Consider the following 15,183-nt stretch of genomic DNA (forward strand, 5'->3'; position numbering starts at 1 on the left):
CGGGTCACCAGCTGACCGGGACGGTGCGCAGGCCGCCGACGGCCAGGCCCTCCACCCGCTCCAGCTCCGCCACCGGCACGGCCAGCTCCAGCGTGGGCAGCCGGCGCAGCAGCACCTCGAGCACGACCTGCAGCTCGGTGCGGGCCAGCGACTGGCCGAGGCAGGAGTGGGCGCCGGAGCCGAAGGCCAGGTGCGCGTTCGGGCTGCGGGTCAGGTCCATCCGGTCGGCGGCCTCGAAGGCGCTGTCGTCGCGGTTGGCGGCGGCCATGCTGCAGATCACGGTGGTGCCCTTGGGCAGCACGGTGTCGGCGATCTCGGCCTCCACGGGCAGGTAGCGCGGCAGGCCGAAGCCGGAGTTGGCGTCGAGGCGCAGCGTCTCCTCCACCGCCGTGCGGATGAGCTTGGGGTCGGCCAGCAGCGCCTCCCAGCGGCCGCGGTCGGCCAGCAGCATGGAGACCATCTTGCCGATCATGTTCGCGGTGGTCTCGTGCCCGGCGACCAGCAGGGCCATGCCGGTGACCAGGATCTGCAGGTCGGTCAGCCCGCCGTCCTCGGGGCCGCCGGCCGCGATCAGCTCGCTGAGCAGGTCCTCGCCCGGCTGCTCCCGCTTGGCGGCGACGTGGTCGGACATGTACTGGAAGAACGCGGCCTGGGCGGCCTCGATCTCCTCCTTGGTGTAACGGGTGAGGTTGAGCAGCGTGTCCGACCAGTACGAGAACCGGTCCCGGTCCTCGGCCGGCACGCCGAGCATGTCGCAGATCACGTACACCGGCAGCGGGAAGCCCAGGCTCGCCTTGAGGTCGCCCGGCGCTCCCCGCGCCACCATCTCGTCGATGAGGTCGTCGGCGATCTGCGCCATCGTGGGCCGCAGGGCGGCCATGCGCTTGGCGGTGAACCACTTGCCGACCAGGCGCCGCCAGCGCAGGTGCTCCTCCCCGCTGTCGGGGATGATCTGCGCGACGTCGCTGTTGAACACCCCGCCGCCGTCGGCCGACAGCCGGGCCGCGTCGGGGGCGGTGAGCTGGCGGGTGAAGCGCGGGTCGGCCAGCACCTGCTTGACGTCGTCGTAGCGGGTCAGCAGCCGCGCCCGGTCGCCGCTGGGCAGCGTCACGTGGGCCACCGGGCACTTGCCGCGCAATTCGGCCCACTCCTGGGGCGGGTCCAGCGCCGCGTCGCTGGGGATCGGGTAGCTCAGAACCTCTTCGTTGACGCTCATGCGCATCTCCTCTTCGTGGATGGTTGCTCGCCTGGGCGCAGCGTCACGCGGGCGTGAGCGGCTGGTTGCCGAGGGCCTGTTGCCGCAGGAGGCGGGCCTGTTTGGGCATGTTCCAGCCGAGCACGCCGGTGACCCGGCCGCCCTCGCGGTAGAGGGCGGCGAAGCGGCCCTGCGCCGGGTCGCCCTCGGCGATGCCCACCTCGGCCGCGGGTGACGGGAGGCCGTGGGCCTGGATCTTGATGTCGTACTGGTCTGTCCAGAAATAGGGGATCGGCGTGTACGGACGGTCGGCGCCGAGCAGGTTGGCCGCCACGACCTGGGCCTGCTCGGTGGCGTTGGTCCGGTTCTCCAGCCGCAGCCGCCTGCCCAGCCCCTCGTGCTGCCACGATGCGACGTCCCCGACGGCGTAGACACCCTCGGCGGCGCGGCAGCGCGAGTCGCACTCCACCCCGTCGCCCAGGGTGAGCCCGCTGCCCGCCAGCCAGCCGGTGGCCGGCCGGGAGCCGATGGCCACCACGACGGCGTCGGCGGGCAGGAGCTCGCCGGTGGCCAGGCGTGCCCCCGTGACCCGTCCACCTGCTCCGGTCAGCCCGTCGACCGCGACGCCGAGCCGCAGCCGCACGCCGCGCTCGCCGTGCACGTTGCCGAGCAGGGCGCCGACCACCTCGCCGAGCTGGTCGCCCAGCAGGGTGTGGCCCATCCCGGCGAGCGTGACGTCCAGGCCCATGGTCCGGGCGGTGGCGGCGATCTCCGCGCCCAGCACGCCCTCGCCCACGACCACGAGCCGCTCGGCGGCGGTCAGGTGGGTGCGCAGCGTGAGCGCGTCGTCCAGGCCCCGCAGCACGTGCACCCCGGCCAGCCCGTCCTGCCCGGGAAGCGTCCTGGGCTCCAGGCCGGTGGCGATGACGACGGCGTCGGCCCGCAGGACGCGGCCGGAGGCGGTGGTGACGGCACGGGCCGCCGCGTCCAGGGAGGCGGCGGGCTCGCACAGCACGAGGTCGGCGTTCAGCGCCTCCAGCTGCGCCTGCGTACGGAGCCGGGTCCGCGCCGGCTCCCAGGCGCCGGCCAGGACCTGCTTCGACAGCGGCGGCCGGTCGTAGGGCAGATGCGGCCCGGCGTCCAGGAGCGTCAGCCGGCCCTCGTAGCCGTGCCGGCGCAGCGCCTCCGCGGTGCTCAGCCCGGCGGCCGAAGCCCCGGCGATCACGATGCTCCCGGGCGAGGTCACGGGGCGTCGCTCCGGTGAGGGGCGGCGGCGGCCCTGTCTGCGCATATCCGCATATGACGTGGTCCTTTCGTCGTCGCGTGGGATCAGATTACCCTACAGATGTAGGAAAACCTGCACATGTAGAGTGACGGTAGGGTGAAAGGCGTGGGCACCACGAAAAGCAGCAATCTCCCCTCCGGCGACCGGCGGGTGCGCCGGACCCAGGCGTCCCTGGCCCGCGCGCTGCTCAAGCTCGTCGAGGAGCAGGACCTGTCCCGGGTCAGCGTGGCGGACGTCGCCGAGCGCGCCGGCGTGAGCCGCTCGACCTTCTACGACCACTACCGCGATGTCCACGAGCTGGCCGAGGCGGCCTGCACCGCGATGATCGACAACCTGATGGCGTCCCTGCCCGGACCCGGCCCCGACTCCCCGGACCCGGGGCCGGAGGCGACCCGGTCACTGGAGGACTTCTTCGCCAGCCTCGCCGAGCACGCCGGCCTCTACCGCGCCCTCCTCGGGCCGCAGGGCAGCGCCCGCGTGGCCGACCACATCCGCCGCCGCAGCACCGTGGCCATCCACGACCGCGTCCACCATGCCGTCGTCGGCAGCGAGCTCCCGGAGCGCGCCGGGGCGCCGCTGGACATCCCGCACGACGTGCCCTCCGCGTTCATGGCGGGGGCGCTCATCGGGGTGGCGGCGGACTGGCTCCAGCGCGGCTGCCCGCGCACTCCGGCCGAGATGGCGGCTCTGACCTGGCCGCTGCTGGACGCCCTGCGCCCCGACGTCATCCGCCCGCGCACCTGAGATCCGCACGGTTCACGGGCTCGCTCGCCGCGCCTGTCGGCGCAGGCGGGGATCCCTTTCGGACGCGCGGCAGGCGATCAGGCGGGCGACGTCCCGCTGATCGCGTGCCCCGGCGGTCCGGCGCTCAGGTCTTGTACAGCAGCGACAGCGGCATCGGCGCCGCCCGGTCGCTGAGCTGCGTGGCGGTCCGGCCGACGAAACGGGACAGCGACCGCGCCAGGTGCGGCTGGTCGAAGTAGCCGAGCCGGTGGATCACGTCGTGGACCGGCACGCCCTCCTGGATCAGCACCGCCGCCTGCCTGGCCCGGTCGATCTGCCGGATGGCGCCCTGGGTGAGGCCGGTCGCCGCCAGGAAGCGCCGCTGCACGGTGCGCTCGGACACGTCAGGCGGCGCCTCGCCCAGCACCGCGGCCACGATCGGGTCGCGGACCAGCACCTCCTCCCGCGCCATCCGCCGGACGAACGCCTCGGCGTCGTCGTAGCCGGGCACGTCCCAGGACGAGCCCTTCAGCCAGAACGATCTCCGCGTCGCGTCGGGGATCTCCGCCGTGTCGTTCACGAGCCGGCTGACGGGGAGGTGCGGCATCGTGGTGCCGAGCGAGAAGGTGATCCCGAAGAACGTCGCGTCCTCGGGGACCGGCGCCGTGGCGGCCTTCGTCTCCGGCCCGTGGACGGCCACGCTCACCTGGCCGCGATGCTCCCAGAAGACCAGGTCCCAGCCGGCGGCGGCGACCGACGTCATCTGGTCGACGTGCTCGCTGCGGCTGCGCCACACCCGCTCGACGTACGGAGAATCCGACGGCCGGCTCTCGACCTCCAGGCCCATCCCCGTCACTCCTTCCCGACCGCCGGGCGCCCTGGCGCCGCACCCCAGACCCTACGCCAGGGCCCGTTCCGCTAGTTCCAGATCCCGGGGACCTGGTCGGGCACGTCGTCGGCGACCTGCGTCCGGTCGATCACGTCGCCGCGCAGCGGCAGGAGGACGGTGACCTCGCGGCCCCAGTCCGAGAACCGGGTGGTCGACTCGATCCTGACGGAGCCCTTGTCCACGGGCAGCGCGCCCTTGGCGGACACCCGCTCGACCAGGCCCTTGGCGCCGAACCAGAGGGTGTAGGAGATCGTGCCGTCGTGGCCCTTCTTGTACCGCGTGCCGTAGCGTGCGGCGAACGCGGGGGACGCGGCCGCGAGCTTGGAGGCCTTGACGGAGCCCTTGAGCACCCCGTCGCGCCAGGAGGAGCGGCCGGCCAGGAGTGTCTTGAGGGTGGCCGGCTCCAGCGTCTCCACCAGCAGATTGCTCGCCGGCAGGGTCACGCCGCCGTAGCGCACCCAGCTCGTGCCCTGCGGCAGGGCGTCGTCGACCACCGGACCGGAGACGTAGCTCGACGTGCCCGAGGAGATCACCCGGATGGGCCCCTCCTGCAGGTCCTCGGTCTCCTTCGGGCGGGAGCGCATCATGCCGCGGAGCAGGGCCTCGCTGTACGTCAGCGTCTGGCCCACGTCGGACGCGACCGCGCCCCGGGGGCCGAACCCGATGGTGCCGTCCAGCTCGGAGCCGGCGACCTGGTCACGCGAGTACGTCACCTTCGCCGTGGACTGAACGTTGACGGCCCTGCCGCGCGCTAACTCCGACTGGAGCGCCTTGACCGGGTCGCTTGCGAGTGCCGCCTGCGCGGGGGTGGCGGTGAGCTGCACCACGCCCGCGACCACGGCGACACCGACGATGGTTCGCTTCATGAGGATTCCTAGGAACGGTCCGAAAAGTCGCGAATAATCTGGTGCATCTAAGATCGCCAGTCAAGCCGAATCGGGGATGCCACAGCCGGTGAACCCAGGTTCGCCGGCGGAAGGCCGGGCGCCTCGTCCGATCCGGCTGGTACAGACGCTTCCGGCGGTGGCCGTGAAGCCGGCCGGCGGGCACATCGCACGCGTGAGACCCGGCACGCCCCTGGACGCACCAGCGCCGGCGGCCACGGCGGTGTCGTTGCCCGATGGGGTGGCCCGGCTGCCGCAGATCTCCGCTTCGGAGGCGTTCGACGGCCTGGCCCGGCACCTGGCCCGGCTGAGCAGCCCCCTGGGTGGCAGAGGGCTGCTCGACGAGAGGGGCGACGTCACCGTCGTGGGAGCACCGCTCAGCCCTCCGGGGCGAGGTCCAGGGCCACCCCGTACATCCGCGACACCTTCACCCGGATCACCAGCCGCCGGCCCCTGACCATCTCCTCGAGGAACGCCGCCTCGTCCGCCGGGTCCGCGAAGCCCCCCGACATCTCCAGCAGCTCGCGGCCGGTCGCGTCGCCGGGCACCGTCGTCACCGCCGACACCTCCGCCTCGCCCTCGGCCACGGCGTAGGACAGGACGCTGTCGCCCTGCAGGTGCACGGTCGCCCGCGGGTCGCGGCGCAGATGGCCTACCTTGACGCGGCCCTCCGCCGACGAGATCCGGATGACCCGCTCCCCGGCGTTCCAGTTGACGACCATGGAGGCCAGGTGCGGCCGGCCGTCGCGCTTGAGCGTGGCCAGGACGCCGAAGGGCTGCTTGCCCAGGATCTCCAGCAGTTCGTCCTCGGTGAGCGGGCGCGCGCCCGGTCCTTGCCCAGGTCCGTATTCGGACATCTCGATCAGCTCCTGTTCAGACGGTGGTCGGGTGCTGGATCCGCGACCGGGCCGGGGATCCGCCCGGCTCGGGCTTCGGCCGGCGCAGCACGATCAGGGCGACCGCGAAGGCCGCGACGAGCAGCCCGGCGGAGGTGCCGAAGGCGAGGTGGTACCCGCCGGTCAGCGCAGCCGCGTCGGCCGCGCCGCCGGTCCGCAGCGTCTCGGTACGGGAGGCCGCCAGCGTGGACAGGACGGCGACGCCCAGGGCCATGCCGATCTGCTGGGTGGTGTTGAACAGGCCGGAGGCCAGCCCCGCGTCGTCCTCCCGGGCGCCGGACATGCCGAGCGCGGTCAGCGCAGGGAGCACCAGGCCGCCGCCCGCGATCAGCACCATCACCGGGAGCAGGTCGGTCACGTAGCTCGCCTGCACCGGGATCCGGGTCAGCCAGGCCATCGCGGCGAACAGCAGCACCAGCCCGCCCAGCAGCACGGCGCGGGCGCCGAAGCGGGCGCTCAGCCGGGCCGAGACGAAGAGCGAGATCGTGCCGATCGCCACCGCCGCCGGGAGCATCGCCAGCCCGGTGTCCAGGGCGCCGTACCCGAGGACCTTCTGCATGTAGAGGGCGACGATGATCTGGAAGGAGAACATCGCCGACAGCGCGAGGACCTGGACCGCGTTCGCCCCGGCGACGCTGCGGGAGCGCAGCACGCGCAGGGGCATCAGCGGGTTCTTCGCGGTGGCCTGGCGGACGACGAACGCGGCGAGCAGCGCCACCGACACCGCGCCGAGCCCCAGGGTGTGCGCCGCCAGCCACCCGTGCTCCTCCACCTTGACCACGGTGTAGATGCCCAGCATCAGGCCCGCCGTGACGAGCAGCGCACCGACCACGTCAGCCCCGGCGCGGAGCCCGAGCCCGCGGTCGGCCGGCAGCGCCGGGAGGGCCACCGCGATCGTGGCCAGGCCGATCGGCAGGTTGATGAAGAAGATCCAGTGCCAGTCGAGCACATCGGTCAGCACACCGCCGACGACCTGCCCGATCGACGCCCCCGCGGCGCCGGTGAAGCTGAACACCGCGATCGCCTTGGCGCGCTCGCGTGGTTCGGTGAAGAGGGTCACCAGGATCCCGAGCACGACGGCCGAGGCCATCGCGCTGCCCACGCCCTGCAGGAACCGGGCGGCGATCAGCACCTCCTGGCTGCCCGCCGCCCCGGCCAGCAGGGAGGCGGCGGTGAACACCGCGTTCCCGGCCAGGAACATGGCCTTGCGCCCCAGAAGGTCGCCGAGCCGGCCGGCCAGGAGCAGCAACCCGCCGAACGCGATCAGGTAGGCGTTGACCACCCAGCTCAGACCGGCGGGAGAGAAGCCCAGGTCACGCTGGATGGCGGGCATCGCGACGGTGACGATGCTGCCGTCCAGGATGGTCATCAACGCGGAGGTCGACAGCACGACGAGCGCCGTGCGACGTGATGTGAACGACATGGTCCACTCCTGTCTCAAGGGATCAACAGGAGAGACCGTAGCAGATGGTTCCGTTGCAGACGATCCCTATCGGACCTACTTTGTACGCTCCCGGGCCCGCCGGACCGTCTGCGGCGCCTCGGGCAGGGTGGCCAGATGGCCGGTGACCAGCCGGTTCATCGCACGCAGCAGGACTTCCCGCTCGTCGTCCGGCAGGGAGCCCAGCGCTGCCGCGTGCACGCCGTCCACGATCTCCTGGCTCTGCCGCGCGACCTCGGCGCCCTTCTCGGTCACCGCCACGATGCGGGCCCGCCGGTCCGTGCTGGACGGGCGCCGCTCCGCCAGGCCGGCCCTCTCCAGGGCGTCCATGGTCACCACCATCGTGGTCTTGTCCATGTCGCCGAGCTCGGCGAGCTGGATCTGGGTGCGCTCCTCCTCCAGCGCGTGGACCAGCACGCAGTGCATGCGCGCGGTCAGCCCGATCTCGGCCAGGGCCGCCGCCATCTGGGAGCGCAGCACATGGCTGGTGCGGTCGAGCAGGAAGGACAGGTCGGGCTCGGTGCGCGAGGGTGCCATAGCAGTCATGCCCCCAGGCTACCAACTCGTCCCGTAATGGATTATCTGGCGAAGTCCAAAGCTGGCCGCGGCGCGGAGGAGACCCTCGCCGTCGCCCGCCGCGCCGCCGAGACGCGGACCCGCCTCGACCCGCTGCACCGAGCCGCCCTGGGAGTGGCCCTGGCCCCCGTCTGCCGGATCCGCGACAGATAACGAGAACGTCCTCCGGAGCATGCGAGCGGAATTTACCGCCGATCAGCTCAAATCCCGGCGGTGTGCGTTTCCAGAACCCCAACCCTTCAGACCGCCCGAGCCCTCGTTCCCAATGCCGCCGGGGCTTTGCGGCGTAACGCGCCCGGGGAAGCCAGAACGGTTCAGAACCTCGTGTGCGTCGGGGACGCCGCACACCATGTCGCCAAAGGATCTTGCTTCTAATCGCACCGGTCGCACGCTCTCGGCCAATGACCGGATGCGACGGGCCATACTTTGAATTGAACTTCAACATGGCGAATCATAGCTATTGACACCAGGGACGGGCGCCCGTGCGGCGGCAATGCCGGGAGTGCCAGGTGAGCCGGTGGATCGTCGCGGGTGAGGGCTGATTGGGGCACGTTCACAGGGGTGCGCCGTGGGGCTGGAGATACGGCGACCCCCCACGCCGCTCCGGGGGTGCCGGTTCCATGGTGCGGTCGCCGTGTGTCGACGGCTTATCACTGGTAGGAAGGGGGGCGGTATCTCGTACGGGCCCGGACACACGCCTCCGCCCCGCCTGGGCGGCCGGGATGTCCACCGGCCAGGTCAGGGGCTGAGCCGCCGTCGATGAATGCCGGGCCCGAGAACCACGAGAACTGCGCCACATGGGCGAAAGACCGCGTTGTTCAAGGTTGGCGCGAGCCGTTCCTTTGAGCTGGAACGGCACCCCCTGGAGATGCATAATGTGCTGAAGAAGGCTACAGTACCTGCAACCGTTACGTAATTGGAGCACCCTTATGGCGAAGCGTATTGTTGAGTCCTTTATCGATGACATCGACGGCAGTGACGCCGAGGGGACCACACGGTTCGCGCTCGACGGCACGAGCTACGAGATCGATCTGTCGGGCTCGAACAGGGAGAAGTTGGAGAAGGCCCTCGCGCCCTTTATCACCAAGGCTCGCGCGGTCCGTGCCGACAGGGGACCTCGCGGCAGGCGTGCGGGCGCCGGTTCCACCCGGGCCGTCAGCCGTGAGAAGTCCACTGAGATCAGGCGCTGGGCCAAGGCTCAGGGTCTGCCGGTGAGCGAGCGCGGCCGCATCGCCGCCACCGTCGTGGAGCAGTACGAAGCCGCTCACTGAGCGGAGCGGGCGTGCCGTCCCGGAGGCTCGCCGCGTCCGCCTGAAGGTGGTCAGGCGGTGGAGTGCGGGGTGAGCAGGTCGGCGAGCCCGATGCGGGTCAGGAAACGGGTGCGGATGCGGTCGGCGACCTCGCTGACCTCCGCCGAGCCGTCGTCGGCCGGATCGACGTGCACCCGGAAGGGGCGCTGCCCGTGCGGGGCGCCGACGACCTGGACGATGGCGTCGGCCACCAGGGACACGTCGGCATCGGGCGGCTGCAGGGCGGCCAGGCGCTTGGCGACCTGCTCCATCAGCGCGCCGTACCGCTCGTCGTAGGCCGGGAGCACGCTCTGCTCGGCCGGGTGGCCGGCGTTGGCGAAGTGGTTGGTGCCCGAGGTGAAGGCGCCGGGGACGACGATGGTCGTCTCGATGCCGAAGCGGGCCAGCTCGGCGGCGTACGACACGGCCAGCGCGTCGGCCGCCGCCTTGGCGGCGAAATACGGGGCGAGGTACGGCGGTGTGCCGCCCCTGGTGGAGCTGGAGCCGACCCACAGCAGCAGGCCGCGCTCCCGGCGGCGCATGTGCGGCAGGACCGCCCGGTTGAGCCGCTGGCTGCCGAGCACGTTCGTGTCGTAGACGGCGGCGAGCTCCTCCGGCGTGAACGCCTCGGCCGGCCCGAGCACCATGTGCCCGGCGTTGTGCACGACCACGTCGATGGCGTCCGCCTCGGCCAGGACGGCCGCGACCGCCGTGTCGACGGACTCCTGCGACAGCACGTCCAGCTCGACGACCCGCAGGTCCACGTCGTGCTCCTCGGCGTAGTCGCGGACCTCGGCGACGCGGGCGGCGTTGCGGCCGTCGGTGTCGCGCATGGCCGCGTACACGGTGTGGCCGGCGCGGGCCAGGGCGCGTGCGGAGAGGGCGCCGAAGCCGGAGCTCGCGCCGGTGATGAGGATGGTCTCGCTCATGAGGTACTCCCGGAGATCAGGATGACAGGCGGCGGGAAGCCGGCCGGAGCCGGCGGGCCGCGGCCGGGTCGGTGGAAGGCGATGACGCGGCCGGGTCGGTGGAAGGCGACGACCCGGCCGGGTCAGTGGAAGGCGATGACGCGGCGGCCGCCACCGGAGCCGGCGGCCATGGCCTCCAGCGTCTCGGGAGCCTGGTCGAGCGTGATCGGGGTGACCGCGGGCAGGATGCCGTGCTGCGCCGAGAAGGCCAGCGTGTCGCGCAGGTCGTGCGGCGAGCCGGACGGCGAGGCCATGACCCGCAGCCGGTTGAGCACCATCGGCTGGGCCTGCAGGGTGAGCGGCGTGTTGTCGTAGCCGCAGAGCACCAGCGTCCCGTCGGGGGCGAGCCCGCCGAGGGTCGCGGCGGCGGCCGCGTTGGACGGGGCGGCGTTCAGGATGACGTTCGCGCCGCCGTCCCACGCCTTGAGCGCCGCGGCCGGGTCGGTGTCGCGGGTGGCCACGTACAGCTCGGCGCCGAGCTCCTTGGCGGCGGCCGCGCCGTCGGCGGACCTGCCGATCACCGCGACCCGCGCGCCCATGGCCAGCGCGTACCGGATGGCGAGCGCGCCGATGCCGCCGCTGCCGATGACCGCCACCCTGGAGCTCGGGGTGGCGCCGGCCTGCCGCAGGCCGTTGAACGCGGTCAGCCCCGCGCACATCAGCGGCGCCGCGGCCACCGGGTCGAGCCCGGCCGGCAGCGGGGTCACGTAGCCGCCCTTGAACAGGCCGTACTCGGCGTACCCGCCGTCGGCCACGATGCCGGTGATGCGCTTGGACGGGCAGAGAATCTGGTCGCCGGACACGCAGTAGTCGCAGTGGCCGCACGAGTCGTACAGGAACTGGGCCCCGACCGGGTCGCCCACGGACAGGCCGGACACACCGCTGCCGAGCGCGGCGACCGTTCCGGTGATCTCGTGGCCGGGTACGACCGGGAAGCGGGCGAACGGGTAGTGCCCGCGCACGAGGTTCAGGTCGGTGAAGCACACGCCGCAGGCGGTGATCTTGATCAGGACCTCGCCCGGACCCGGCTCCGGGACCTCGCGCTCGGTAAGGGAAAGCGGGGCGTTCACCCCGGTGGCCAGTGCGACTCGCATGACGGTCTCCTCGTTGGCTGAGCTCGTACGGAGGCTCGGAGAGTGCCCCCGCACCGCCTCCTTCCAGCCTGCCCCCCGACCGCCCGGCGGGAAAAGTGCGCAGCCTGGGGTGATCAACCCCAGCTTGCGAAGAGGCCGAAGGCCGGGCCCGGGGTGTCGCGCCAGACGCCGGCGGGGTCGAGGGTGCGCAGCGCCGGCATGACCGCGGGGTCGTCGGGGACGAACCACAGCAGCCGCTGGGCGGCGTCGGCCGTGACGATGCTGTTGCAGGTGACCTTGAGGATGCCGAGCGCCGGGTTGACGATCCGCTTGTACTCCTCGTGGCGCACCTTGACCTCCTGCGCCCGCCACAGCTCGGCGAACTCGGCGCTGGTGGCCAGCAGGTGGTCGACGAGGTCGGCGCCGGCCCGGTCGCCGGGGCCGCGGCGGGCGACCGCGGCGCGCAGGTCGGAGACGAGCAGCCGGGAGTGGTAGTCGTGGTCCTCGGCCGGGTAGAGGTCGCGGGTGGCCGGGACGGTGAACCAGTGGTGGAGGAAGCTGGCCCGGACCCCGGTCAGCCCCGCCTGCGGCCCGACGAGGACCTGCGCGGCGTGGTTCTGCATGACCACCTCGTGCATGTCGGTGATCACCATGGCGGGGGTGTCCTGCAGGCGGTCCATGAGCTGGCGCAGCGCGGACTGCATCTGGATCGGCTCCGCGCCGAACGGCGCCGGCCGGCCCGCCAGGAGGAACAGGTGGACGGTCTCGTCCGGATCCAGGCGCAGGGCGCCGGCCAGCCCGCGCAGGACCGGCTCCGAGGGGGACTGCCCGCGGCCCTGCTCCAGCTCGGTGTAGTAGTCGGCGGACACGCAGGCCAGCTGCGCCACCTCGTCGCGGCGCAGGCCGGGCACCCGCCGCCGGGTGCCGGGCGGCAGGCCGACCGCCTCCGGGCGCAGCCGGTCTCTGCGGGACTTCAGGAACGATCCGAGCTCACGCAGGTCCACCTTGCCCTCTCCTCTCGTCTCCTTCCGACTCTAGGTCGGGCCGCCGACCGCTCATGCCGGTCCCCGGGCTCCTGAGCAGGGCGAGCACGGCGTTGATGGCCGGGGTCTCGGTGCGGAGCAGCGCGTGCGTGGTGCGGGTGATCTCGATCGTGGAGATCGGGCGGAGCACGACGCCGTCGGGTACGCCGACCACCGTGGCCACCAGCTCGGGCACCAGGCTGGCGCCCAGGCCCTCGCGGACCATGCGCAGGACGAGCGCGTAGTCGTCGGCCGTGTGCACGACGTTCGGGTGGAAGCCCGCCAGCGCGCAGGCGCGGTCGAGCATCTCGTGGTCGGCGGTGCTCCAGGAGCCCGCTATCCACGGCTCCCCGCGCAGCGAGCGCAGGTCCACCTCGCCGGCGGCGGCCGGGTGGCCGGCGGGCAGGGCGATCAGGAGGGGCTCGACGCCCAGGCGCAGCCGGGTGACCCCGGGGGGCGGGTCCTCGGGGATGAGGCTGTAGGTGAAGGCGATCCCGAGGTCGCAGCGGCCCTCGCGGAGCGCCTCGATCGCCTCGCGCGGCTCGAGTTCGTGCATGATCACGTGGAGGTCGGGGTGCCGGGCCCGGACGGTGGCCATCGCGGGCAGCAGGCGGTGGACCGCGGCGGTGGCGAAGCAGGCCACGCGTACGGGACCGCGCGGGGTCGAGGCCGAGCGGAGATCCTCCTCGGCGGCGTCCAGGGCGTTCAGGACATTGTGCGCGTGCCCGACGAGGCGCCGCCCCTCCGCCGTCAGGCGGACCCGGCGCCCGGCCCGCTCGAACAGCCGGACCCCGGCCTCGCGCTCCAGGGTGGCGAGCTGCTGCGAGACGGCGGACGAGGTCAGGCCGCAGACCTCGGCCACGGCCGTCATCGTGCCGTGCTCGGCGAACTCGCGCAGCAGGCGCAGCCTCGTGGGATCCAACATCAAGGAAACCTTATAGATCAGCTCATGAATACTAAGTGGACGTTGCCAATTGCACCACGCCACACTGTCGCCCGGCCACCAGAAAACCCCACGTGAAGGAGGACAGGATGCGGACTGTCGTCGAAATCCCGCAATGGCAGGGATCGCTGTCGCCCACGGCGCCCAGGCTGGTCGAAGGCGCGGCCCGGCTGGCCGCGATGGTTCCCGGAGCGCGGCACGTGCGGGTGGAGACCGGCGACACCCTCGCCGAGACCGCCGAGCGGGTCCGGCGGGCGCTGCCGGAGGACGGCTTCGTCGTCACCGTCGGCGGCGACTGCGGCGTGGAGCTCGAACCGGTCGCGGCCGCGCTGCGCCGGCACGGCGATCGCCTCAACCTCGTGTGGTTCGACGCCCACGGCGACCTGAACTCCCCGGCCACGTCACCGTCCGGGGCCTTCCACGGCATGATCCTGCGCGCCCTCCTGGGCGAGGGCCCGCCCGGCCTGACGCCCTCACCCGCAGTGCGCCCGGATCAGGTGGCGTTGGTCGGAACGCGCTCGCTGGATCCCGGGGAGGCGGCGTACATCGAGCGGACGGGCATCGGCGGCCTGTCCACCCTCGACGACAACGCGATCCTCTACATCCACGTGGACCTCGACGTCCTGGACGGCATCAGGTCGGTCGGCTACCCGGAGCCCGACGGCCTGTCGGCGCGGGCCCTGACCGAGGCGGTCGCCGCCCTGGCGGCCCGGCACGAGATCGCCGGCCTGGGCATCACCGAGTACGCGCCCTCCGACCCCCGGGACGAGGAGATGCTCAGGGGCCTGGTCCCCGAGCTCGTCCGGCTGTGCGCCGCGTCGCGTCCGTGGCAGGTCGAACGGCGCGCGGCCGGCGCCTGGCCCGCCCTGCACGTCGAGGAACGCGACGGCTGGCTCCTGCGCCACACGCCGGGCGTGCACCGCAGGCGCTCCAACTCGGCGCTCCCGCTGCCCGGCGTGGCCGTCCCGTCCGTCCAGGTGGTGGAGGACTTCTGCGCGGCACGGGGGGTCCCCGCGACCGTCCAGGTGAGCCCCGCGGAACACCACGGGGAGCTCGACGCGCTCCTGGCGGCCCGCGGCTACACGATGGCGGGCAGGACACTGGTCATGACCGCCGGCACCGCGACCGTCCTGGCCGCGGCGGGCGAGCCCGCCGGGGCCGGGCCGGTGCACGACCGGGCCCGCTGGCCCGGGCTGTTCCAGGCGGTGAACGGTGATGCCGGCGACATGGCGGTCATCGAGCGCATCCGGCCCGAGGCGGTGCTGCTCGCCAAGGACACGAGCGGTGTGGTCCTGGCGGTCACGGAGGACGGCTGGACGGGGGTCTTCTGCATGGCCACCCATCCCGACCACCGGCGCAAGGGGGTGGCGAAGGCCCTCCTGGCGGCGCTCGCCCGCTGGTCGGAGGAGCGGGGCGCGGACCGTCTCTACCTCCAGGTCGAGGCGGACAACGGCGCGGCCCGCGCGCTCTACGAGGGCCTGGGCTTCACCGCGTCGCACAGCTACCACTACCGCTCGCGGGCGTAGCGGCGGGGCCGGGGCTCCCGCCGAAGGGCCTTGGGCCCCGGCCACCGGGACTTCCGGCCGCGGTCCGATGGTGTGCGACAGAGGAGGTAGCCATGATCGTCGTAGGGGTCGACGGGGTCCGTTCCTTCGCGGGCCGCCGTCGGCTGGGCCGCCGCTGATGCCGTACGCCTGCGTCGGCCGCTGCGGCCCGTGCCCGCGGTGGACCGGGGGGCCGTACCAGATCGCGGAGTTCCCGGACGCCGGCCAGCCCGGCACGTTGCCGCGCGCGGGCCAGGAGGCGCTGAAGCAGGCGCTGGCGCACGATCGCCGGCCGACGCCGATCTCGTGGTGGGCTCGCACGGGCGCGGCGCCGTGGGTTCGGCGGTGCTCGGCTCCGTCAGCAGGGGCGTGCCGCACCACGCGCGGTGCCCGGTGGCGGTGGTCCGCGGGACCTGAGCCCGCGCGGATCGGGAACGTCGGCCCCGCCGATCAGC

16 protein-coding genes are annotated in these 15,183 nt (G+C 72.8%); 5 read left to right on the plus strand and 11 right to left on the minus strand.

Annotated features, from left to right (window positions below):
* Positions 1-4: 4 nt before the first annotated feature.
* Positions 5-1,216, minus strand: coding sequence for a cytochrome P450 (locus AB0J69_RS07550; protein WP_364113951.1), 1,212 nt, complete (start codon positions 1,214-1,216; stop codon positions 5-7).
* Between the two features lie 43 nt (positions 1,217-1,259).
* Positions 1,260-2,441 (minus strand): FAD-dependent oxidoreductase, encoded by a 1,182-nt coding sequence (locus tag AB0J69_RS07555; RefSeq protein WP_364113953.1) that lies wholly within the window; start codon positions 2,439-2,441, stop codon positions 1,260-1,262.
* A gap of 144 nt (positions 2,442-2,585) precedes the next feature.
* Here AB0J69_RS07555 and AB0J69_RS07560 point away from each other — a divergent pair, with 144 nt between their 5' ends.
* Entirely contained in the window at positions 2,586-3,224 is a 639-nt protein-coding gene (locus AB0J69_RS07560) for a TetR/AcrR family transcriptional regulator (RefSeq protein ID WP_364113955.1), read from the plus strand.
* A 124-nt stretch (positions 3,225-3,348) separates the two neighbouring features.
* On the opposite strand, the gene AB0J69_RS07565 is transcribed toward AB0J69_RS07560, so the two are convergent.
* The 5 genes from AB0J69_RS07565 to AB0J69_RS07585 form a co-directional block, all read right to left on the minus strand.
* Entirely contained in the window at positions 3,349-4,050 is a 702-nt protein-coding gene (locus AB0J69_RS07565; RefSeq protein ID WP_364113957.1) for a helix-turn-helix domain-containing protein, read from the minus strand.
* A 71-nt stretch (positions 4,051-4,121) separates the two neighbouring features.
* On the minus strand, positions 4,122-4,958 hold the full coding sequence (locus AB0J69_RS07570; RefSeq protein WP_364113959.1) for a hypothetical protein: 837 nt from the start codon (positions 4,956-4,958) through the stop codon (positions 4,122-4,124).
* Between the two features lie 395 nt (positions 4,959-5,353).
* The gene (locus AB0J69_RS07575; RefSeq protein WP_364113961.1) at positions 5,354-5,833 is read right to left on the minus strand and encodes a TIGR03618 family F420-dependent PPOX class oxidoreductase; all 480 of its coding nucleotides are present in this window, start codon (positions 5,831-5,833) and stop codon (positions 5,354-5,356) included.
* Between the two features lie 16 nt (positions 5,834-5,849).
* On the minus strand, positions 5,850-7,295 hold the full coding sequence (locus AB0J69_RS07580) for a DHA2 family efflux MFS transporter permease subunit (RefSeq protein WP_364113963.1): 1,446 nt from the start codon (positions 7,293-7,295) through the stop codon (positions 5,850-5,852).
* A gap of 75 nt (positions 7,296-7,370) precedes the next feature.
* Positions 7,371-7,859, minus strand: a complete 489-nt coding sequence (locus tag AB0J69_RS07585; RefSeq protein ID WP_364113965.1) for a MarR family winged helix-turn-helix transcriptional regulator — start codon at positions 7,857-7,859, stop codon at positions 7,371-7,373.
* A gap of 27 nt (positions 7,860-7,886) precedes the next feature.
* Between AB0J69_RS07585 and AB0J69_RS07590 the strand changes: the two genes are divergently transcribed.
* Together AB0J69_RS07590 and AB0J69_RS07595 are read left to right on the plus strand one after the other, a co-directional pair.
* Positions 7,887-8,042, plus strand: a complete 156-nt coding sequence (locus tag AB0J69_RS07590; protein ID WP_364113967.1) for a hypothetical protein — start codon at positions 7,887-7,889, stop codon at positions 8,040-8,042.
* A 776-nt stretch (positions 8,043-8,818) separates the two neighbouring features.
* Positions 8,819-9,160, plus strand: a complete 342-nt coding sequence (locus tag AB0J69_RS07595) for an Lsr2 family protein (protein ID WP_364113969.1) — start codon at positions 8,819-8,821, stop codon at positions 9,158-9,160.
* 50 nt (positions 9,161-9,210) lie between these two features.
* Here AB0J69_RS07595 and AB0J69_RS07600 read toward each other — a convergent pair whose 3' ends face one another.
* The 4 genes from AB0J69_RS07600 to AB0J69_RS07615 form a co-directional block, all read right to left on the minus strand.
* Positions 9,211-10,107, minus strand: a complete 897-nt coding sequence (locus AB0J69_RS07600) for an SDR family NAD(P)-dependent oxidoreductase (protein WP_364113971.1) — start codon at positions 10,105-10,107, stop codon at positions 9,211-9,213.
* A 122-nt stretch (positions 10,108-10,229) separates the two neighbouring features.
* Positions 10,230-11,240, minus strand: coding sequence for an alcohol dehydrogenase catalytic domain-containing protein (locus AB0J69_RS07605; RefSeq protein WP_364113973.1), 1,011 nt, complete (start codon positions 11,238-11,240; stop codon positions 10,230-10,232).
* A 113-nt stretch (positions 11,241-11,353) separates the two neighbouring features.
* Complete coding sequence (locus tag AB0J69_RS07610; RefSeq protein WP_364113975.1) at positions 11,354-12,223, minus strand: helix-turn-helix transcriptional regulator; 870 nt, start codon at positions 12,221-12,223, stop codon at positions 11,354-11,356.
* On the minus strand, positions 12,210-13,166 hold the full coding sequence (locus tag AB0J69_RS07615; protein WP_364113977.1) for a LysR family transcriptional regulator: 957 nt from the start codon (positions 13,164-13,166) through the stop codon (positions 12,210-12,212). Before AB0J69_RS07615 ends, AB0J69_RS07610 begins: the two co-directional genes overlap by 14 nt.
* 107 nt (positions 13,167-13,273) lie before the next feature.
* Between AB0J69_RS07615 and AB0J69_RS07620 the strand changes: the two genes are divergently transcribed.
* Complete coding sequence (locus tag AB0J69_RS07620; protein WP_364113979.1) at positions 13,274-14,710, plus strand: GNAT family N-acetyltransferase; 1,437 nt, start codon at positions 13,274-13,276, stop codon at positions 14,708-14,710.
* A 327-nt stretch (positions 14,711-15,037) separates the two neighbouring features.
* The gene (locus AB0J69_RS07625; protein WP_364114299.1) at positions 15,038-15,145 is read left to right on the plus strand and encodes a universal stress protein; all 108 of its coding nucleotides are present in this window, start codon (positions 15,038-15,040) and stop codon (positions 15,143-15,145) included.
* Positions 15,146-15,183: the final 38 nt, after the last annotated feature.

It is taken from the genome of Nonomuraea sp. NPDC049709 (genome assembly GCF_040674815.1).
GTDB lineage: Bacteria > Actinomycetota > Actinomycetes > Streptosporangiales > Streptosporangiaceae > Nonomuraea.